Consider the following 20,494-nt stretch of genomic DNA (forward strand, 5'->3'; position numbering starts at 1 on the left):
CGCTTTTCTGCTCGACAGGCTAATTCCACATTTGTACCATCGTCAATCATGAATGACACAAATGTATCATCAATTGTTCTGGATCGCCTGACCGAAGAGTGGGACGCCCTGACCCCTGAGGCGCAGAAAGCCGCGCGTTACGTTCTGGAAAACCCTACGGATGTAGGGGTTTCAACCGTGCGCGAAATTGCTGAGGCGGCAAAGGTCAAGCCCAACACATTCGTGCGCATGGCACGGCAAGTGGGGTTTGAAGGGTACGAAGATTTTCGCGAACCCTTTCGCGACGCGATCCGAAAAGGGCGCGTGTCGTTTCCAGACCGCGCCAGATGGCTTCAGGACATCGGCAAATCCGGTGAATTGGGCGGGCTGTATGCCGATATGATCGGTGCCGCGATCCGGAATATCGAGGAAACATTTGCAGGGATCGACGCAAACCGCCTGAAATCTGCTGCCGAAGTCATCTGGAATTCTCGCCAGATTTTCACACTCGGCGTAGGCGTCAACAACTCCAACGCGCGCAACTTTACTTATCTGGCTTCGACCGGGATGAAGCAGTTTCATGCAATCCCCCGCCCCGGTTCAACCCCGGTAGACGATCTGGCCTGGGCCGATGAGCAGGACGTGCTGATTGCGATCACCTGTCATCCCTACCGAACGGAAGTGATCGAGGCGGTCAAACTGGCACGTCAGCAGGGCCTGACTGTCATAGGTATCTCGGACAGTCCGGCCAGCCCTGTGATCCGGAACGCCCATCACGGGTTTGTCGTCGCAGCAGATACCCCGCAGTTTTTCCCGTCATCCGTTTCGACCATCGCGCTGCTGGAAACGCTGCTGTCTTTCGTGATCGCGGTATCCAGCGACGAGATCGTCGAACGGGTCGAACGTTTCCATCGTCGTCGCCATCAGCTTGGCATCTATGCGGAGGAACCCGAATGAAGGTACCGCTGACCCACTCACTGGACGCGCGCTACTATACCGACCCTGCCATTTTCGAGAAGGAGATGCAGGGGCTTTTGGCCCGAACATGGCAGTTCGCAGGCCATGTCGCGCAGGTTCGGGAAACAGGGGAATACTTTGCTTTTGAGATCGCCGGGCAAAACCTGTTCTGCATTCGCGGGCGCGATGGCGAAATTCGCACTTTCTATAACGTCTGCCAGCACCGTGCGCATGAAATGGTCTCAGGTGCAGGAAACACCCGCGTCGTCGTCTGCCCTTACCACGCGTGGACCTACGAGTTGTCCGGCCAGCTGCGCGCAGGTCCAAATATCAAATCCGTCCCCGGATTTGACCGCAGTGCAATCTGCCTGACGGCGGTCCGGACCGAAATCTTCAATGGATTCATCTTCGTCAATCTCGACGACAACGCAGCCCCGATGGACGACTGGTATCCCGGAGTGCGGCAGGAAATCCGTACATTTGTCCCGCATGTCGACGAGCTTGAGCCGCTGGAATGGGTCGAGATCCCCGAACACTGCAACTGGAAGGTCAGCGTCGAGAATTACTCGGAGTGTTATCACTGTCCGACCAACCACCCGACATTCGCTGAAGGTGTCGTCAAGCCCGAAACCTACGACATCCAACCCGATGCAGGCGGCGGTTTCGTGCTGCGCCACACGACCGAATGTCAGAGTCTCGACAAGATGACCTACCCTATCGACCTGTCGGTGCCTCATGCGGGAGATTACCAGTCTTGGTTCCTGTGGCCGATGTTTTCGTTCCAGTGCTATCCGGGCAATGTGCTGAACACATATCACTGGCGCGCAAGTGACACGGATCACTGCACCGTCTGGCGCGGTTGGTACACCGAAGGTGGTTCGGAAAGCGCGGTGATCAGGCAATTGGCCGTTCAGGACAGGGAAACAACGGTCGAAGAAGACATCCGGCTTGTGGAATCCGTGCATCGCGGCCTCAGATCCCGCGGTTACCGCCCCGGCCCGCTGGTGCTGGATCCGGGCTGCGGTGTGATGTCCGAACACTCAATCGCCAAGTTGCAACAATGGATGCGCGAGGCCGTGGAATGAAACCCACCCCAGGCAGACATAACCTGTTTGCCCTGCCCTTGAGCGGGTAGATCAACCACGCTGATGCCCAAGGAATGGCACCCTTGCGAAATCGACCGGTTCTTGCCCACAGCACTTGGGTATATCGACATGGTGGACATGCCGGACCGGGTATACAGGTACACCACCGGATGAAATCACACTACGATCCCGCATACAAACACCGCCTGACACGCTGTAAAATCGGAGACCCGCAATGGCCGACTTATTTGACGAAGACCTGTTCCTGAAAGGGTTGGAACAACGGAAGAATACACTGGGCGCAGAGTATGTGGAAAAGAACCTTGCAGCAGCAGATGATTTCACGCGCCCGTTTCAGGAAGCCATGACCGCCTGGTGCTGGGGTTTTGGCTGGGGGGATGATGTGATCGACGCAAAAACGCGATCGATGATGAACCTGTCCATGATCGGCGCTTTGGGAAAGATGCATGAATGGGAAATACACTGCCGGGGTGCCATCACCAACGGAGTGACCAAAGAAGAAATACGCGCCATCATCCACGTGGTCGGGATTTATTGCGGTGTTCCGCAGGCGTTGGAGTGTTTCCGCGTCGCCCGTCAAGTGCTGGAAGGCAAATAGCCACCATCACAGACCTGCTTCGGCCAACAACCGTGCGCCTTCTTCATAGTATTTTCTGTTTTTGAAACAGCCAGGCCAGGCCCAGCGTTTGGCCGTAAAACCCGGTTGCAATTCCAGGATGCGACGGGCGTGCCGGCGTGCCAGTGACTGGTTGCCAGCGGCGGCAGACAACATGCATAACACGACCCGTGCGCGCACGCTGCCGGGGTCCACTCGCAAGACATTATGCGCGTGCTGCCATGCTGCCTTGTCTTCGGAGAGGGCAAGGGTCATGGACAGGTTCGCCTCGATCCAGATCGGTGGGTGCGGCGTTAACGCAAGGGCCTGCCGATACGTGGCAATTCCGTCCTCAAGCCGGTCATCATACATCAACAAGACACCATAGTAGCCCAGCAATTCGGGGCTGCTGTGGAACCGCTCAAGTACCTTGCGCATCAGCTGACAAGCTTCGGCAGTATGGCCAGCAACGTTGTGGGTAAACGCTTCGAGCGCAGCGCAATAGGGATCCGTAGGGTGTTTTCCACGCATGATGGCGCAGTCGGCCTCGACCAGTGCCAACATTTGTTCCGGTGAATCTTCCATGCCCAACCGGATCAGGTCCAGACGGCAGAATCCGACAGCGATCCGCGCAGGCAGATAGTCCGGATCGCGCTGCAAACAGACCTCATACTGGCGGATGGCACGAAACAGGCCGTCCTTGGTCGTAAGGCTCTCCTGAATGCGACCATTCTGAAATGCGGTCCAAACTTCGGTGGATGTGGCGCGTGCTGACCAGATATCGGACCAGTGACCATCCCGCAGCCGCAATTGAAGCGCTTCGACAACTTTCATTGCGATTTCTTCTACGGCGTCAAACGTATCCTTTTCCCGAAACCGGAAACGTTCGGTCCACAGGCACACCTGATCCGCGGTTGATGTTAATTGTGCCGCCACCCGCAGCCCTTCGGCCGCTACCACGCTGCCGCTTAGCATATAACCGTCGACAGGCCCTTCTTGCCTGCGCGCATCGCGCAATTCGATGACATCCGACAGGGTGCCCAACAGGAAAAGCAGCTCATCCCGTATCGACGCCGCTGCCACGTCGATGTTGTTATCGTCACCGATTACTTCAAACGGCTCGACTACAATAGCCGGTCTTTGGCGCCCCCAATGGGGTGGAAAGCGCGCGCCGACCGGAACGGGTGCATTTTCGTCAAAACCAACATCCCAATACGCTTGCCGTTCAACGGCCAACCAGTCTTCAAACTCCGGATCTGCAACATCCAACCCTTCCAGAAGCTCGGCGCGATCGGGTTGAAGCGGTTCATCAAACAAATCGATTTCAAGCGCTTTCAGGTCGATGGAGACATTCTCGCGCCCGATGTCCAGAAACTCCAGCTTGAACCCGGCCAGATGCTTGGTCAGGACACTAAGTTCCTTGCGCAACGAAGCCGCACCCTGCGCGGGTGAGCTTTTGCTCCAAAGTTTGTCTTGCAGCCAAGCCCTGCTGCGAACAGCATTCTTAGACAACAACACCAAGGCGAGAAGCGCTTTCGCCTTGGTGCCGCGTGGTGTTGCATCCTGGCCGTCGTCGCAAATCACCTGAAACGGACCGGTCAGGAATATCTTGGTTTTTGCCTTGCTCAAACAAACTCCTCAGGCAAGTTCAGATACTGCAATCAGGAACCACAGCCATAAACAACAATGCCACCCATCGCTTCATAGGCCAGCTTACAGCACCAAGACTCGTGATCGGGATTTGGGTCTGGCTCTTTATCGCTCAGATCGGGGATGACGATATGAACCTTACCCTTGGAATCATAAACAAACTCCACCGCAGGATTGCCGACATCAGCAAGGATTTCATGAATCTTTCGCTCAGCCGCGTCGCGACCCTCTTGTGACCCCAACGCGTTGCTCCGGGCGGCGTTCAGAACTTCACACCCAAGATCCTTAAGTGTGTATTTCGGATTAATAGTCAAACGAGCCATACTAAAAGTCCTTTCTTAACAACCACAACCATTTGTATAACCCGTTACATACCTATCCGGAAACAAAAATGACCGACGCGCTGATTGAACTGGCCGAAAACGCAGGGCTTATTTCCGGACCTTCTTTTGCTGAATTTCCCAAAAGTGCTCCGATCCACACCGCCTTTCGCATGATCAATTTGCGAAACGGAACAGTGCCACCCGCTGGCGCAATGAACCATCGCGTGTCCTTTGGCACAGCGCGTAACCGGAACGAAGCCGCCCGGCTTTCGGGTTTCGAAGCGATCGAACGTTATGCGCTGCAATACAGCGCGGATTCGCCCGAAACCCGCGAAAGCCTGATTTCATCGGATGGTGCCACGCATGTTCTGCCAAATGATGCCCTTGCTCTGGGTGCTCCGGGCAGCGGCGGGCAGATCACGTCGAAGGGGGCCGCAGCGGGACCAACGCATGAAGCCGCTGCGCTGTGGGCCGCGCTTGAATGTCTGGAACACGCGCTTGAACCACACGGGTTCGACCAGGTGTTGCCCGAAACAGCGCTGCCGCGCGATCTGACCCGCTGGCTGAACACCAACCTGCGTCATCTGAGCGTTCACGTTCGCATGGTTTCGGGCGTCGGCCTGCTGCTGCGTGCGGTCTGCGCCGATGCGGATGGCGGGCGACCAACTTACGGAACGGCTTTTTCCGCCGATCTGGCGACAGGTGTCTGGCACGCGGCATGCGAAGCGGTTGTCTCGTGGCGCAATATGGTGACGCTTGACCACACCGGCGTGACAGATGACACGATGAATGAGGTACAGGCGCGTTTGTTCCGACTGTATCGCGGCGCGCGAACCGATCGCCCGGCAACTCCGGCATCCTCTTTCGATGTGGATGCCTGGCAAAGCCCCGACCCGACGCTGATGACCGCATTGACAGCAACGGCCAACGCGGCCGGTCGTCCGATTGCCATATTCGATATGACCGCGCCGGAAATACCTTTGCCCGTTGTCAAAGCCGTGCCGGTTTGAAACGTCTGTCAGTGACTGAATTGGCAAGTTGGCGCCACGTTGCCAAAAACCTCAGTTTCGGTCCGGTCCGCAAAATCAGAAATCTGTTTGCATCGTTGGGTTTCCGGCAGTCCACAAACGATATCGCTTGGATCAACTGGCGGCACCTCAACAAATTCGACCCTTGTGATCGCGCGTGGTTTGGCCGCTACAGTTATCAAGGGGCCAACCTCGATCAGGCTGGCAAGCGCATAACCCGACACAGGCCGTGCGATTGACCCTGTTCCCAAGGTGATATCGTCCAGAAACCGCGGATCATCGTCACCCGGCCCGAACTCAAGGCGCATGGGCATTCCCGCTTCACCGCGCGGATAACGCACCCAATCTGTCGGCACATTCACCGCATCCACGAAGAGTTCGGACATGTGAAACGCCCGAAAATAAAGCCCCAGAGGATTCGCGAACGCCATTGCGCGCCCTGTCGGTGTCGCCGTGCCCCTGGAGAAGGCCAGATCAAGGGCTTCACCCGCCAACCCAGATCCCGCATGGCGACAATACAGATCCAGTCGGTCGGCAAAATGTAACACCTCATCAAGTCGCGCGGGCCTTCTGTTATCACCATGGCCGACAACATAGGGGAATGAGGAAAGATGCATTATGGCGATCAGGTCGCTCAGGCTGTTCGTCTCTCTGATCATGAACAGAGCATGTTCGATATTCAACGGATGCTCTGGTGGATGGGCAAAATCTGTTCCCACCAGTCTTTTGTGAAAACGAGCGATGCGTTGAGGCACGTCCAATGCGCACCAGTCTGCTCGTGAAACCCCGAACAACTCTTCGCAGGAATATGAACATCTGGATACTGTTTCGACGACCGAAAGGAAGTGATTCAGATCGAACACTGCCATGGTTCTCCACCACTCCATCAGTTCAGTCGTGGCGACAAAGCGCTTCGGCCGCATTTTACCTTCGGAATCGGGCCGAAAAACCAGCGCATATTCCAGAAATTCATTGTGCAGCTCAGCCCTGCTTGCCCAACCCTGATCCGAAAGACTGGCGGCCAACTCCTCGCCCAGACAATCCCGAGGCTCGCGCGGGTTGGCAGACCATTTAAACCCCGTCGATATCTGACCATCGACAATGTCGTCTGGGTCCATGACCAGGAACGGGCTCACTCCTTTGCCATCGAAGAACCCTTCAATTCTCGAGTTCCAGTCCGACAGGGCGGCTTCACTCACCCCCCTATCGGCGCAACCTGGAGATTGAAAAACAGCCATCACCGAACACCGATCTGTATCTGAAATGCAGGGCTGATCTGCCATCAATACTTGCCACAGCAGTTCCAGCCTGGTTCGAGAGATCATCATCGTTGACGGGCACGGAAGCATCATGAAAAAACTCCCTCCGAAAAAATCTGAAACCTCATCCGCCCCAACCTGCCTGCTCTGGCAGATGGCGGGTCCACCACAACTCAGGCGAACTATTGGCTACGTGGATTTCGCTGCCAGAAGACCGATTTCCCGAGATGCTGAGATGATCGCCGTCAAAGGTCTCAAGCGACACTTTCGATGACACCGGTGATTTTGCCAAAAGCTCTGCCAATATTCCGACCGCGATACGCTCACCCATCCGGATACTGTCGAAATAATCGCTATAGAAATGGACCCCCGCCAAATTGCGCCCAAGTGCAATATTCGCAGCCAGCTTGTTCAACTCGCCATTCAGCGTCAGGCAGTCTGCACTGTCTTCCGGCCGGGTCGAGTCGATCAGGGTCTTACCCCCCGCAGCTGGCACAAGGATCCGAGGCAGACCGGCCGAGGCCAAAGACACCCGTGATCCATCCAAAGCGTGCGTTCTGAAGAAAGCTTTGAGCACTGTGACGCATGCCCCGGCAACGGCACCATGAGCCGCCCCATAAGAAGGGTGCATTGGCGAGCCTTCGGGGTAGGCAACCGGCAGCAGCAAGTTACGGTCATTTCGCGGCAAGCCTTTATGGGACATGGCGTTATGCGCAAACCGCTTCACCGAAGGCGAGGCGGCGATTGCATCCATAAGGCTGAAACCTTCGCTTGTCGCAGCTTCGAGTTTTCCCAGATGGGCCGCGGCAAATGGCTCGGCCGCGCCAAGTGCCGTGCCGTAACCGTTCGCCATCAAACTCGTGATACTGCCCAGCTTTTCCGGTCGGGCACGATTGTGCACCTGAAAGGTCTGTCGTTTTACGGCCCGTAGGGCCCGCGCTCCGGTTTCCGTAAGCAGGGACAAAACATGCGCACCGCCCCAGGCAGAGCCTGGATCACGCACACCAGCAAATCCATCCTCAGGCAGACCTTCGTCTGTCGGCGTGCTCTGTCCTAGCATCAGCAGGCAAGCATTGAAAAAAGCCTGATAAATTCTGTCAAAATGCACGTAAGAGGCAAGGTCGCGCGGTGTCTCAATGAATTTCGATCCATCGCTCTCAAAGGCTTGTTCGGCCGTTGTGTCCGCCCCATTCTGAACGTCCAGCCACTCAGCCCAATCCCGCAAGTAATCCACTCCCGCAGCCTGCGGCAGGATCTTCTGGTCGATCCTCAAAGCGCCGAAGGGAACCGCCCCGGCGGCCATTGCCTGAGTCAGCTTTTGCTTTTGTCGACGCGCTTGATCTGCTGTCAGTGGGTCGTGGCCTTGTACCAGGAACTGCGACAGATACGGCCCCTGCGCACAGCCCTGCGAGCAACCACGAAACAGGGTTTGAGGGGTCAGGCCGTCACCATCCCGAACCCGCCGCGCCGATGAAACCTTTCCAATCTCTGCGCCATCAGCGTCCCGAGGGCTGCCATCGCGCCGGAACCATTCCATCTGACCAAGGGCACCTACCACGTTGACCACATCACCGGCACCATCTCTGATGGCTTCAAATGACTCATCCCGCAGATAGGCCATCGCGTAGATCTCGGCCATCTCCGCCGCCAGCTCATCCGAGCCAAGCCGGGGCGCAGGTGCAATTCCCAAACCCCCAGCGTCACATCCGTTGAGACCAAGCCGATGGCCCAGGATTGGCCCTTCCCACGCACGCCACCTAAATTCACCACCCTCTGATGGCGCGGTGCGGAAGGGCCCGGAATAGGCTGGCGTGTCGAACAACGCCAACCGATTGCCAAGATTGTCGGTGCAGGTCGGATCGGCCACTTCTTCCAGAAATTCGGCATAGACCTGCGCGTCGACAATTCCGTTTCCGTCATGACACAAACCCTTCGAGAAATTCGTGGGCCATGTTCCTTCAAAAAGGTCCGATTCGCCGTTGTGATCCTTGAAAACCTCCTGAGAGGAACGCGTCAACACACTCAAATGGCGTCGACCCCGACCTACTTTTTGATTGGCTTCATCAGGGTTCTGCCATGGTTCAGACGGAACGGTATGTTGCGACATGATGTTCTCCTCATCAACAACAGAACGAATCGCATCACGGCGTTACCAGATCGTGACTTCAAAAAAGGGAATGTGCTTTCTACGCTTTTTCAATAAGTTGTCAGATTCTCGCTGGCGTGCGGAAGGCAGTCACGCAAAAAATCGTGGCCCGGTTTCACGTTGCAAAGCCGACCGAACACTTGAGCGCGGCTGTAGACTTGCCACGTTCAGATTCTCGCACATAAGGCCAGATGCCACAGGTGAGGCCCGCGATTCTAAGGATATTGCGAATTGCATCGGGCCTGAAGAAAGTGAACCCGCTCTTACCAATAGTGGATGCAAACCGGCGCGATTCCGTTCTATTTCAAAGAGTTCGGATGGATCTGTAAAAAAATCCAAACACTGCGGAATTGACCTTGTATTTCCGTTGCTTGCACGGATATACCCGTCGGCGGAGACGTGGCCGAGTGGTCGAAGGCGCTCCCCTGCTAAGGGAGTAGGCGGGAAACCGTCTCGAGGGTTCGAATCCCTTCGTCTCCGCCACCTACCAAAGTCGATAAATAATTGTATAAAAACAACTGCTTACAAGAAATCAGGTTGTGCGCTCCGGTCTGGCGAGCAACAACGCCCCTTTTAAACAGCCGCACTCAGCCGCTTTATTTAATTGATTAGTACCGGGGTTGCGCCTGACGTTATCTTCAGAACCTGTATGTTGCGCCCAGCAGCGGACCTGATTGGTCAAACCTGAAATCATTGCCGTTGATCTCATGATCGAAGGAAATATAGCGGTACCCGCCCCGGATCAGCCATCTGTCATTGATTTCATAATCTGCGGTCAGCAGAACTTGCCAGGTTTCGCTACCACTCCGAAATCCGCCGTAATCCACGAACCCGGTCCCTGACCATTTGTCAGAAATCCGAACTCTTGCACGGGCAGCGACGACCGGATCAGTCCAGTTGTCGTCGGTCGTCACACTTCGCCCAGCAGCGACCCCCGGTTGCAATCGGAATGTGGTTTCCGTGCTGAACCACCTGAACCCACCTGCTAAGGCCACGCTGATCGCGGGTGTCTCATAAACCTGGTACCCGACATAGCCGCTGAGAAACTGCGTGGTGGCAGAGGTATCCAAACTCGAAAACGCCGGGCCGGGAGTTGAGTTACTAAACGCCAAATCGGTGTAGTTGTAATCAGCAAGCAACAACCAGCGCCCGTTAGACGCTGAAATACTGCCCATAAACGCAAATTCCAGGTTTTCGAGAGCGTCTGAAAAACTCAACGTACCGTCGATTGTTCCACTTGGTGTTGCAAGGGAAATATCCGTTTCGGCCATGAACAGATAAGCAGTGCCCGAAAACGACCAATCAGATTGCTGGGCTGAAACAGGCGGTGCGATCAGTAACGCAAACGCTATCGCCAAGTATTGCACCTTGCTTTTCATCGGTAACCTCGTAGCTGGAATTCATATTGCATTACTTGCATGCTTTACGGTTACACAATTTGTAGCCGTTTCCAATATCTCGATCGCTGTAGTGTCGTCGCGGTCCCTATCGAAATAGGGGTGAATCCACACCAGAAATGCCAAAGGATCCTATTGTCTGACCCCCAAATTAATCGTGTGAAGGACAAACCCCAGATTGAATGAACATTCGTTATTGGTTCGGAGCAACAGACGCGGTCAACAATTGCTTGGAATACTCGTGGCTTGGGTTCCCCAAACGCAAAGTTTCCGAGGACATGACCTCAACAATTTCACCATTTCTCATAACTGCCAATTGCTCGCACATATGTGCGATAACCGGAAGATCGTGAGACACCATCAGATAGGTCAATCCGCGCTGTTTGCGCAGGTCAGTCAACAGGTTGAGAACCTCGGCCTGAACGCTGACATCCAAAGCTGACGTGGGTTCGTCCAAAAGCAGGATGTCCGGCTCACCTGCTAAGGCCCTTGCGATTGCCACGCGTTGTCTTTGACCACCGGAAAGCTGGTGTGGATACCGAAACCGGAATCTTTGCCCAAGTCCGACGTCGTTGAGCAAATCGCTCACGCGTTTATCGATATCTCCAAACCCATGCAGATGAATTGTTTCACTGAGGACCTGGTCGACAGTATGTCGGGGATGCAAAGAGGCGTAGGGGTCTTGAAACACCATTTGGACGGTTCGAAAGAATGATCGATCCCGCCGGGACCCGGATATCGCGTGGCCTTCTACGCGGATTGTGCCCGACCATTGCGGCGCAAGTCCGGTTATTGCCCTCAGAATTGTCGACTTGCCGGACCCGCTTTCGCCCACAAGGCCAAAACTCTCGCCTTGAGCGACTTCAAGGTTTGCGTCTTTCACCGCATCGACCCGGTCGTGTGCATGACCAAACCAGACATTCAGATGGTTGATTTCCAGTGCCTTCATTTCAGCCCCTCACGCTCGGGGCTTCGGACCAAGACGGATCGCGTGTGAGAACACTCAGGTGGGTACATTTTTCATCAAGGCGCGGCAGCGAGTTCAGCAAGCCCTGGGTATAGGGATGTTGGGCCTGATGCAGCTTGTCAGCCTCGCAAACCTCGACGATCCGACCTGAATACATGATGAGGACACGGTCGCAGAATTCAGACACCAGGTTCAGGTCGTGGCTGATGAATATCAGACCCATCCCCCGTTCCTTGACCAATCCATCCATGATGTTCAGTACCTGCCGCTGAACGCTGACATCAAGCGCCGAAGTTGGTTCATCGGCAATCAGTATCTTGGGATTGGGAATCAACATCATCGCAATCATAATACGCTGACCCATACCCCCAGACACCTCATGCGGGTACGTTCGCATCACCCGCTCAGGATCACGGATTGAGACGTTATCCAACATCTCGATAGCCATCTTCTTAGCATGGGCCTTCGAGCCGGAATTGTGCTGAAGGTATGCTTCCATGAGTTGCTCGCCAACGGTGACCACCGGGTTCAGAGAAAACTTGGGGTCCTGCATCACCATGGAAATCTGCTTCCCTCGCACCTCACGCATCTCGCGCTCGCTGAGCTTCATCAGGTCTCGGCCTTCCAAATTGATGTGTTTGGCCTCCACGATACCCGGATTTCGGATCAGGCGCAGAATGGCCCGTCCCGTCATCGACTTGCCCGAGCCGCTTTCGCCGACGATCCCCAGACGCTCGCGCCCCAGCGAAAACGACACGCCCCGCACGGCGTCAAACACGCCCTGACGGGTTGGGAAACGAACCCACAGATCTTCGATGTCGAGTAAGTTCATTGCCCACCGTCCTTTGGATCAAGCGCGTCCCGCAGCCCGTCACCCAACAGGTTGAAAGCCAGCGAAACCGTGAAAATTGCGAGCCCCGGCACCGTGGCCACCCACCAGTGATCAAGGATGAACCTTCGACCCTCGGATATCATGGCACCCCATTCCGGGCTTGGAGGTTGTGCCCCCAACCCCAGAAAACCAAGACCGGCTGCAGCCAAAATGATCCCGGCCATATCCAGCGTGACCCGCACGATCAAAGATGAGATGCAAAGTGGCCAGATATGCCGGGTGATGATGCGCAGCGGCCCGGCACCCTGAAGGCGGATCGCGTTGATATAGTCGGTTGACCGGATGGTCAGGGTTTCTGCACGCGCCATACGCGCATAGGGAGGCCACGCCGTGAGTGAGATTGCCAGAACCGCGTTTTCAATCCCTGCCCCAAGCGCTGCGACAAACGCCAGCGCCAGAACAAGTCGTGGAAAAGCGAGGAAAATATCCGTGATGCGCATAAGGATCACATCCGTCCATCCCCCCACATATCCCGCAACAGTCCCGACCAGAAGCCCCGCAATCGGTGCGATGAGCGCCACAAGAGCTACGATGTACAGTGTAATTCGCGCCCCAAAGATCAGGCGTGACAGAATATCCCGCCCCAAGCTGTCGGTTCCCAACAGGTGCCCTTCAGCCCCGATGGGGAGAAGTCGGCTGGACAGGCTCTGAACAAAGGGATCGTGCGGCGCGAGAAAAGGCGCAAAGAGCGCTGTCAGAACAAGGATGACAAGGATCGCCAACCCGACCATCGCCATCGAGTTTGATCGCAAAGTCAGCCAGCCTTTGTAGAAGCTGGCCAATCTGGCATGGCGGCGCGAAGTCGGCTCGTCGGTCAGCAGCCACTGGCGCAAGGTCATGTCGCTCATTTCGACCTCGGATCAAAGAAACGGTAAAGAAGGTCCGAGAATATGTTCAGGCAGATAAAAATCAGCCCGACCACAACGGTTCCTCCAAGAACGGCATTCATGTCGGCGCTCAGCAAGGCCGTCGTGATATAGCTGCCGATCCCCGGCCAGCTAAAGATGATCTCGGTCAGAACTGATCCTTCCAACAAGTTGGCATAGCTTAGTGCGATCACTGTGATCAGTTGCACCCGGATATTCTTGAAGGCGTGGCGCCAGATAACTTGTCTTTCAGACAGCCCTTTAACGCGAGCGGTGATGACATACTCGGCCGACAACTGCTCCAGCATGAAGGATCGGGTCATCCGGCTGATATAGGCAAGCGAATAGTACCCCAGCAAAGCTGCGGGCAGGATGATATGGGACAACGCATTGCGGAAGACATCCCAATCCTGAGCCAAGGCACTGTCTAGCAAGATCAGCCCTGTTCGCGTGGGAACAAGGTCTTCATAGAAGATATCCAGGCGGCCCGGGCCACCGACCCAGCCAAGTATCCCATAAAAGACCAAAAGCCCCATGAGCCCCAGCCAGAAGATTGGCATAGAATACCCGACAAGCGCGACCACACGGGCGATCTGATCGATCCATGATCCGCGCTTGACTGCGGCGATCACACCAAGCGGAACACCGAGAAAGATGCCGATCAGAACGCCCAAGGTCGCCAACTCCAGCGTGGCAGGGAAGACGCGGGCAATATCCTCGGAAACCGGGCGCGCATTCAGAAGTGAATCGCCAAAATCGCCGTGCAGAACATCCCAAAGATAATATCCAAACTGAACCAACAGCGGTTTATCAAGGCCAAGCTGTTGATAGACCGCATCATAAGTAGATTGCGATGCGCGTTCGCCTACGATCGCCAGCACCGGGTCGATCGGCATCACGCGACCGATGATGAAGGTCACAAAAAGCAGACCCAGCATTGTAATTGCGATGGTGCCAAGAGTTTTCAGGATACTCTTGATCCAATGGATAAGAGGCGCCGAGCGGCGCCCCTCAGTTGGTCTTTCGGCCAGTGCCATTTACTTGGTCACCTGCCAATACGACGCCGAAGTGATCGCCTGACCGGTTGAGAAATTCGTCACGTTTTCACGCAGGGCCGATTGCTCAATCTGCTGGAACATGATGACAAACGGCGAAGTCTCGCGGAACTCGGCCTGGATTTCCTTGTACATGTCAGCCCGTTTCGCGGTGTCGTTTTCGACAACAGCCGCATCCGTTTTCTCGGTCAGCCCGCCGGTATCCCAAGAATTCCGCCATGCCAGCAATCCTGTGGCATTGGCTTCGTCCGAATTATCCGGGTTATAGGCAAAGGTACCTGCGTTCGTCTGCGGGTCGGGATAGTCCGGCCCCCATGCGCCAAGGTAAACATCCAGTTCCCGCGCACGATACCGCGCCAAAATTTGTTTGGCGGTTCCCACGGTAATGTTCATCGTGATGCCAACCTGACTCAGCGCATTCTGTAGCGATTGGGCGATTTCGATCCGTTCCTGCGCTTCACGCACACCCACTTCGATCTCAAGCCCGCTTACACCTGCTTCATCCAGCAGGGCCTTGGCCTTTTCCACATCAAAGCTAAACGGCGTCTCGTCAGAGGCACCGAGATAGGTTTGGGGCAGGAAATTCTGGTGGATCGTGTATTGCCCCTTCAGGAAGCTGTCGCGCATCCCTTCATAGTCAACCAGATACTTGAACGCCTGCCGAACCTGAGGTTTGCTCAGCTCGGGATGTTTCTGGCTCAGCGAAACATACATCAGGCGGCCCTTAAGCTCGTCTGCAATCTTTACGCCGGCAACAGATGAAGCGCCGGCAACATCTTCTGGATTCAGGTTGCGCGCGACATCGATATCACCACGTTCCAGCAACAGGCGCTGGCTGGCGCTTTCCTGAACGTGACGGACGACCACACGCTCCATGGCCGGAGCACCCAAATAAAAATCGGGGTTCGACTTCAGTGTTACGCTTTCATTGGGCTTCCAGCTGACCAGGCTATATGCACCAGATCCTGCAGTATTGGTCTTGAGCCATTCATTGCCCAGATCGCCATCCTTGTCGTGTTCCATCACCGTCTTTTTGTCGACAATGCCGCCGATGGTGGCCGTCAGACAGTTCAGAACGAAGGATGTCGCATAGGGTTTGTCCGTCGTGATCGTCAGAGTGTTGCCGTCCGCGACAATCGTTTGTTCGATATTTTCCGGCGTGAAGCCAAACTGGGTCAGGATAAAGGCCGGGGTCTTGTTCAGAATGATCGCGCGACGCAGCGAAAATTCAACATCTTCGGCCGTCACCGGATTTCCGGAATGAAATGTCAGTCCTTCCCTGATATTGAAGGTAATCGATTTGCCGTCTTCAGACACATCCCAGCTTTCAGCGATGTCGGGCTGATAGCCAGCGTCCAGATTGAGCGGGTCGAAGTTGACCAGCTTCTGATAGACATTCCGGCTGACATCCGAACCCGCAAACTCAAAGCTTTCGGCCGGGTCCAGCGTCGTGATGTCGTCGATACGATGCGCGATAACCAGCATGTTCGGCGGCGTTTCGGCCATTGCCGAGGTCGAGGTCACGGCCAGCGCCAATCCCAGCGCCGCACCGGTAAGCAATCTGTTAAATGCGTTCATTTTGTCCTCTCTGTGTCATCAAGTCTTCACTAACAGTTACGAGCCCCAGGTTTTCTCAAGGACACGTAACCAGTTTTCGTGGCAGAGCTTCTTGATGAGCTCTTCGCCGTATCCATGGGTCACCATGGCATCTCTCAATCGAGGCAGCATCGAGACGTCCTTCACGTCGTCTGGCACGACCGCCCCGTCATAATCGGACCCAAGCCCGACCCGGTCTTCGCCCACTACACCGATCAGGTGATCAAGGTGCTTCAGAACCTGCGTCAACGGCACATCGGAAAGCATTCGCCCATCCTCGCGCAAAAACGCAGTGGCAAAATTCAACCCGACCATCCCGTCGCTTTCCGCGATGGTACGAAGCTGATCATCGGTCAGATTTCGCGCGTGCGGACAGATGGCGTGGGCATTCGAATGCGTTGCGACCAAAGGCGCATCCGAATACCGCGCTACATCCCAGAAACCTTTTTCATTGAGGTGGGACAAATCCAACATGATACCCAGCGCATTGCATCGCTGCACAAGCCGCAGTCCATGATCCGTCAATCCAGGGCCAGTGTCCGGCCCCGATGGATATCTAAACGGCACACCATGGCCAAAAATGTTGGGTCGGCTCCACACGGGCCCCAACGATCGCAACCCCGCCGCATGAAACACGTCAAGCGAATGCAGATCGGCATCAATCGCCTCGGCGCCCTCAATGTGAAAAATGGCCGCCATCTGGCCTTGCGCCAAGCAGTTCCGGATATCCGAAACCGATCGAGCCACTTTCAACGCCCCCAAACGTTCCAGTTCCAGCAGTATGGCAATCTGCCCCAGCGCTGAGGGCAGAGCATCTTCGGCGTCGATATGATTGGGAAGCGGCAGGTCATAGCTGGGCTGGACCATTTCTTCCATTTTTGCATCGGCATCGATTGGCGAAGGGACCCAGACAGCAAAGAAGCCTCCGCCAAATCCACCGGCCTTGGATTTAACAGAGTCAATTGCACCTTCGCGCCCGGTCAGGAAGCGGCCCGCTTCGGGCAGACCGCCTGACGAGGCCAGTTTTGACAGAACATCATTGTGCCCGTCAAAGATAAGAGGGTAGGTGCTCAAACTCGCTTTACCCAGGCTAGTGTCATTTCGACACACGCTAACAGACGCAATCATCATAATTGTAAAAAATCTTGATGAGTTTTACTCATAGAGCTAGTCGGAATCATGCGGGCGCCCAGCGATGAAGAAACCTCGCAACTGGCATTCTCTGCCGGAATACCAAGCGCTCCGTGCGCTCATGCAGTCTGGAACAACAGCAGCCGCCGCCCGACAGCTTGGCTTATCTCAATCCGCGGTCAGTCGCTCGGTCAGTAGCCTGGAGGATCGATTGGGCAGAACACTGTTCGAACGGGATGCTGGCAGATTGCGACCGACGCAAGAAGCCGTAAGGCTGAATATGCGATTGGACCCTTTGTTCGAGGCTTTGGACAGGATCGATGGTCCGGGCGAAACTGTGCAGGAAACACTGCGCCTCGTCGCACCGCCCAGCTATGCTCATCGATACATCGTTTCCCTCATCTCCAGTTTCATTCGCGGGAATCCCGGCTTTTTCGTAAACCTTGAGGTGACAACGTCTGATATGGTCACGCTCGGTGTGCTTGAGAACCGATTTGATCTTGCCGTGACCGGGATTGAACAAAGCCGCGCTGGCATCAAACTTATTCCATTTCGCGAGTCACCAGCCGTATGCGTCATGCGACCCGAACATCCCCTATCGGAACGCACCGTGCTGACGCCTTCAGACCTGCATGAGCAAGAGCTGATCGCACTGACATATCGACACGGGCGGCGCGGGCAACTGGACCGGTTGCTTCATCAGGTGCGTGCCAAACCGAGGATCGTTGCCGAAGTTTCAACCTCATTTGCCGCAGCCGACATGGCGCGCGAAGGACTGGGGCTGTCTGTTATTAATCCCTTTCCCGTCTACCATTACCGATCTCCCGACCTAACATTTGTCCGATTTGAATCTCCAATGCGGTATCGAGGCCATTTTGTGGTTTCGGATCAAAAACCGGTTCCAAGGATTGCACGGGCTTTCATACGGCATCTGCGATTGAACACCCCTCCGGACCCTTTTTCTGACCCGAGATAATGCAATCTTTCCAAGGTTCTTCACTGGCAACACGCCATTTGACCACCCAACAGGGAAGATTTGAAGGAGGTGTTCGAGTCGAGGTGCGGACCTGTCATGGCTACGTGCACAATTTGCTATGAGTAACGTCCCCAGACGTGGCTTTCTTCGTCCTTATGTATCTCAGGCCGTATCACCCGGTAAGCGGTTCGTTCATAAGGCTCGTTAGAATCTCCGCCCAAAACCCGCTTCTGATTTCCCTACGTTTCCTAGCGAAGCTGGCGTATCATTCTCTCGCTCAAATCTTAGGAAGGAATACCTAGATGGCGGATTGTGTGAAACTGCGCCCCGGCGAAACCTATTCCGGGAAACAGGGGTTCGATTACTTCGAAGGCATCGCCAGACAGACAGTAGGAAGCCAAGCTATCTGCATGCATCTGCTTACGGTCCCGCCCGGAGGGCGCGCCAAGGCGCATAAACATGAGACACATGAAACCGCGATTTATGTGCTTTCCGGGTCTGCGAAGATGTATTGGGGCGACAGGCTGGAACATGTCATGGAAACGCAAGCAGGAGACCTGATCTATATACCGGCAAACACTCCGCACCTGCCGTTCAACGATGGGAACGAACCCGCAGTTGCAGTTATCGCACGCACGGACCCGAACGAACAGGAAAGCGTTGTCCTGATGCCGGAGCTTGAAGACCTTATTCCGGCGTGACGCAAAATACTGTTGGGGGGGCAGCAGCAGTTCTCTAATTCCTATTGCTTCCAGAGTACTTCCGGCGGTATTGGCGCAAATAGAAACACCGCCCTGAGGCGGTTCGCAACAATCTGATATTGTGTGTTATATTTGGTTGCGGTGAGAGGATTTGAGCCTCTGACGTTCAGGTTATGAGGCTGACGAGGTTAAGAGGTTAAGCAATTGATCCATTGGATCAATTGTAGTCTGAACGGGCAGTGTTTGGGTTTTCTGACGCTGGTTGCGGGAGTAGGATTTGGCCTATACCGAACGTTAACGGAACTATTAATCTAAAAAACCATCTCTACGCATTCCCTGTCTGTTTGAAATAATGGCCGCTTTGGACGAAAAAGTGACAATCAAGAAACCCGTTTCAAGGTCCGTACTGAGCCCAAAGCGGCCACTTCAAAAAGACACGAATGCTCGAGAGCCGCCGCTAGCTATGCAGCCGCGCGTGCAACTCAATCGGTGCGATCAAACCGCTCTCAATGTTGTGCACCATGTGACGTACTTTCAGCGCGGTGTCATCGCCCATGATGAGATGTAGCCCGAGTGGCGGGGGACCGTCGGCCTGGCTTTGTGCGGCAGCAAGATCAGCGAAGAACTGTTTAGCAAACGCTGTACGGTCAATGCGTTCCCCAACCTCAAACCCCACCGATTTTAAGGCCGCCTCATAGGTTTCAGGCGGGTCCAACGCGCTTAGTTCACGAGATGATGCCCAAGGCGCCGGGTAATCCATTTGTCCGCTTCCGACCTGCATCACATCGTAGATCGCAAAGATGCCGCCAGGCTTGAGAACCCGCGCTGCTTCTCGCGCGATCCCAGTTTTATCGGCGATATTCATGCCGACGTGGATCATGTAGGCCGCGTCCATTGATGCGTCCTCAAAAGGCAACTCGAGCACGCTGCCTACAACCAATTCAATCTTGTCATTCAATCCCGTCCACTCGGTCAAAGCGCGCCCGGTTTCTACAAATTCGGGCGTCAGGTCGATGCCGGTGACATGAGCTCCTGTCGTTGCAGCGACAAAGCGGGCTGGGCCTCCCAGACCACAGCCGAGGTCCAGGACGCGACTACCCTTGGAAAGCTGTAGCGACTTAACAAACGGTTCAGTTGCACGACGGCCACCAATATGAAATTCGTCCACCGGAGCGAGTGCGTCGTGCGCAATCGGTGGTGTCAGATCCAGCGCCGCGCAGCCGTCAGAGATGCGTTTAAGCAGATGTCCTGAATGATAGTGTTGGGCGACCTCTTTAAGGTTCGTCATGACATAGCCTCCCCAATAGTGATGATGGCAGGATATATCAGCAGGGATAATATGTCAGCTTACCGCCCAGACTTGAGCGCGTGGCTTAGGTTGCTTCAAGCGGGTGCGTCTTCAGGGGCCAGGATCGTCATGCCGGCCTTTTCCGCCACCGCCATGATCGCCGGAATGTCGGGTGGCCCATCGGGTGCAGGAATATCCGTTGTGCCGTCCGGCATTGCTTCGCCCGCTTCGGTGAAGAATGTATCATGCATAGCTCCCGGAGCGTTGATGCATAGCAAGCGACCTGGAGTTTGCCCAATACAAGTAAACGCGTGCACCGCGCCATCGGGGACTTTCACGAAATCGCCACTGCTTACCTTTTTTGTCTCGCCGTTTAGGAAAAACTCAAACTCGCCTTCGAGCACATAGAAACTCTCATCTTCGCCAGCGTGATGATTGGGGGGCGCGCCGGCACCCGGGGCGGTCTTGATTTCAACGATTGTACAGCGATCTCCGGTTTCGGCTGGGAATGCGTGGAATTTCAGAAGGTTCCCTAGAAGGTGATATGTGCGAGGGCGAGATTGCGTCATTTCAACGACTCCC

At 55.2% G+C, this 20,494-nt stretch carries 19 protein-coding genes and 1 tRNA gene; 7 read left to right on the plus strand and 13 right to left on the minus strand.

Annotated features, from left to right (window positions below; all coding sequences use genetic code 11):
- Positions 1-48 precede the first annotated feature (48 nt).
- From I9182_RS14385 to I9182_RS14395, 3 genes are all read left to right on the plus strand, one after another.
- On the plus strand, positions 49-936 hold the full coding sequence (locus tag I9182_RS14385) for a MurR/RpiR family transcriptional regulator (RefSeq protein ID WP_209598725.1): 888 nt from the start codon (positions 49-51) through the stop codon (positions 934-936).
- Entirely contained in the window at positions 933-2,021 is a 1,089-nt protein-coding gene (locus I9182_RS14390) for an aromatic ring-hydroxylating dioxygenase subunit alpha (RefSeq protein WP_209598726.1), read from the plus strand. Before I9182_RS14385 ends, I9182_RS14390 begins: the two co-directional genes overlap by 4 nt.
- A 235-nt stretch (positions 2,022-2,256) precedes the next feature.
- Entirely contained in the window at positions 2,257-2,640 is a 384-nt protein-coding gene (locus I9182_RS14395) for a carboxymuconolactone decarboxylase family protein (protein ID WP_209598727.1), read from the plus strand.
- Between the two features lie 6 nt (positions 2,641-2,646).
- Here I9182_RS14395 and I9182_RS14400 read toward each other — a convergent pair whose 3' ends face one another.
- Both I9182_RS14400 and I9182_RS14405 read right to left on the minus strand, forming a co-directional pair.
- Entirely contained in the window at positions 2,647-4,266 is a 1,620-nt protein-coding gene (locus I9182_RS14400; RefSeq protein WP_209598728.1) for a hypothetical protein, read from the minus strand.
- 32 nt (positions 4,267-4,298) lie between these two features.
- Positions 4,299-4,610, minus strand: a complete 312-nt coding sequence (locus I9182_RS14405) for a hypothetical protein (protein ID WP_209598729.1) — start codon at positions 4,608-4,610, stop codon at positions 4,299-4,301.
- Between the two features lie 68 nt (positions 4,611-4,678).
- On the opposite strand from I9182_RS14405, the gene I9182_RS14410 reads away from it, so the two are divergent.
- Entirely contained in the window at positions 4,679-5,620 is a 942-nt protein-coding gene (locus I9182_RS14410) for a YcaO-like family protein (protein WP_209598730.1), read from the plus strand.
- An 8-nt stretch (positions 5,621-5,628) separates the two neighbouring features.
- Here I9182_RS14410 and I9182_RS14415 read toward each other — a convergent pair whose 3' ends face one another.
- Together I9182_RS14415 and I9182_RS14420 are read right to left on the minus strand one after the other, a co-directional pair.
- Complete coding sequence (locus I9182_RS14415) at positions 5,629-6,837, minus strand: hypothetical protein (protein WP_209598731.1); 1,209 nt, start codon at positions 6,835-6,837, stop codon at positions 5,629-5,631.
- A 184-nt stretch (positions 6,838-7,021) separates the two neighbouring features.
- On the minus strand, positions 7,022-9,004 hold the full coding sequence (locus I9182_RS14420) for a hypothetical protein (protein ID WP_209598732.1): 1,983 nt from the start codon (positions 9,002-9,004) through the stop codon (positions 7,022-7,024).
- A gap of 432 nt (positions 9,005-9,436) precedes the next feature.
- Here I9182_RS14420 and I9182_RS14425 point away from each other — a divergent pair.
- Positions 9,437-9,526 (plus strand) — tRNA-Ser (locus tag I9182_RS14425).
- A gap of 155 nt (positions 9,527-9,681) precedes the next feature.
- Here the strand turns inward: I9182_RS14425 and I9182_RS14430 are convergent.
- From I9182_RS14430 to I9182_RS14460, 7 genes are all read right to left on the minus strand, one after another.
- Positions 9,682-10,422 (minus strand): porin family protein, encoded by a 741-nt coding sequence (locus I9182_RS14430; RefSeq protein WP_245222648.1) that lies wholly within the window; start codon positions 10,420-10,422, stop codon positions 9,682-9,684.
- 211 nt (positions 10,423-10,633) lie between these two features.
- Entirely contained in the window at positions 10,634-11,389 is a 756-nt protein-coding gene (locus tag I9182_RS14435) for an ABC transporter ATP-binding protein (protein WP_209598733.1), read from the minus strand.
- A 1-nt stretch (position 11,390) separates the two neighbouring features.
- Positions 11,391-12,239 (minus strand): ABC transporter ATP-binding protein, encoded by an 849-nt coding sequence (locus I9182_RS14440; RefSeq protein ID WP_209598734.1) that lies wholly within the window; start codon positions 12,237-12,239, stop codon positions 11,391-11,393.
- Positions 12,236-13,147, minus strand: coding sequence for an ABC transporter permease (locus I9182_RS14445; RefSeq protein WP_209598735.1), 912 nt, complete (start codon positions 13,145-13,147; stop codon positions 12,236-12,238). The genes I9182_RS14440 and I9182_RS14445 overlap by 4 nt, the downstream gene beginning before the upstream one ends.
- Entirely contained in the window at positions 13,144-14,202 is a 1,059-nt protein-coding gene (locus tag I9182_RS14450; protein WP_209506687.1) for an ABC transporter permease, read from the minus strand. The genes I9182_RS14445 and I9182_RS14450 overlap by 4 nt, the downstream gene beginning before the upstream one ends.
- Positions 14,203-15,798, minus strand: a complete 1,596-nt coding sequence (locus I9182_RS14455; protein WP_209598736.1) for an ABC transporter substrate-binding protein — start codon at positions 15,796-15,798, stop codon at positions 14,203-14,205.
- A 36-nt stretch (positions 15,799-15,834) separates the two neighbouring features.
- Positions 15,835-16,890 carry a dipeptidase gene (locus I9182_RS14460; protein ID WP_209598737.1) on the minus strand — a complete coding sequence of 352 codons (1,056 nt, stop codon included), beginning with the start codon at positions 16,888-16,890 and terminating at the stop codon, positions 15,835-15,837.
- Between the two features lie 121 nt (positions 16,891-17,011).
- Here I9182_RS14460 and I9182_RS14465 point away from each other — a divergent pair, with 121 nt between their 5' ends.
- Together I9182_RS14465 and I9182_RS14470 are read left to right on the plus strand one after the other, a co-directional pair.
- Positions 17,012-17,923, plus strand: coding sequence for a LysR family transcriptional regulator (locus I9182_RS14465; RefSeq protein WP_209598738.1), 912 nt, complete (start codon positions 17,012-17,014; stop codon positions 17,921-17,923).
- A gap of 302 nt (positions 17,924-18,225) precedes the next feature.
- A complete protein-coding gene (locus tag I9182_RS14470) occupies positions 18,226-18,624 on the plus strand; it encodes a cupin domain-containing protein (RefSeq protein ID WP_209506691.1) in 399 nt (132 codons plus the stop codon).
- A 457-nt stretch (positions 18,625-19,081) separates the two neighbouring features.
- Here the strand turns inward: I9182_RS14470 and I9182_RS14475 are convergent, their stop codons facing one another.
- Both I9182_RS14475 and I9182_RS14480 read right to left on the minus strand, forming a co-directional pair.
- Positions 19,082-19,912: a class I SAM-dependent methyltransferase gene (locus tag I9182_RS14475; protein ID WP_209598739.1), complete on the minus strand. Its 831-nt coding sequence runs from the start codon at positions 19,910-19,912 to the stop codon at positions 19,082-19,084.
- 95 nt (positions 19,913-20,007) lie between these two features.
- The gene (locus I9182_RS14480) at positions 20,008-20,481 is read right to left on the minus strand and encodes a cupin domain-containing protein (protein ID WP_058282754.1); all 474 of its coding nucleotides are present in this window, start codon (positions 20,479-20,481) and stop codon (positions 20,008-20,010) included.
- Between the last annotated feature and the right edge of the window lie 13 nt (positions 20,482-20,494).

The sequence above is a fragment of the Ruegeria sp. HKCCSP351 genome (genome assembly GCF_017872535.1).
Taxonomy (GTDB): Bacteria; Pseudomonadota; Alphaproteobacteria; order Rhodobacterales; family Rhodobacteraceae; genus Ruegeria.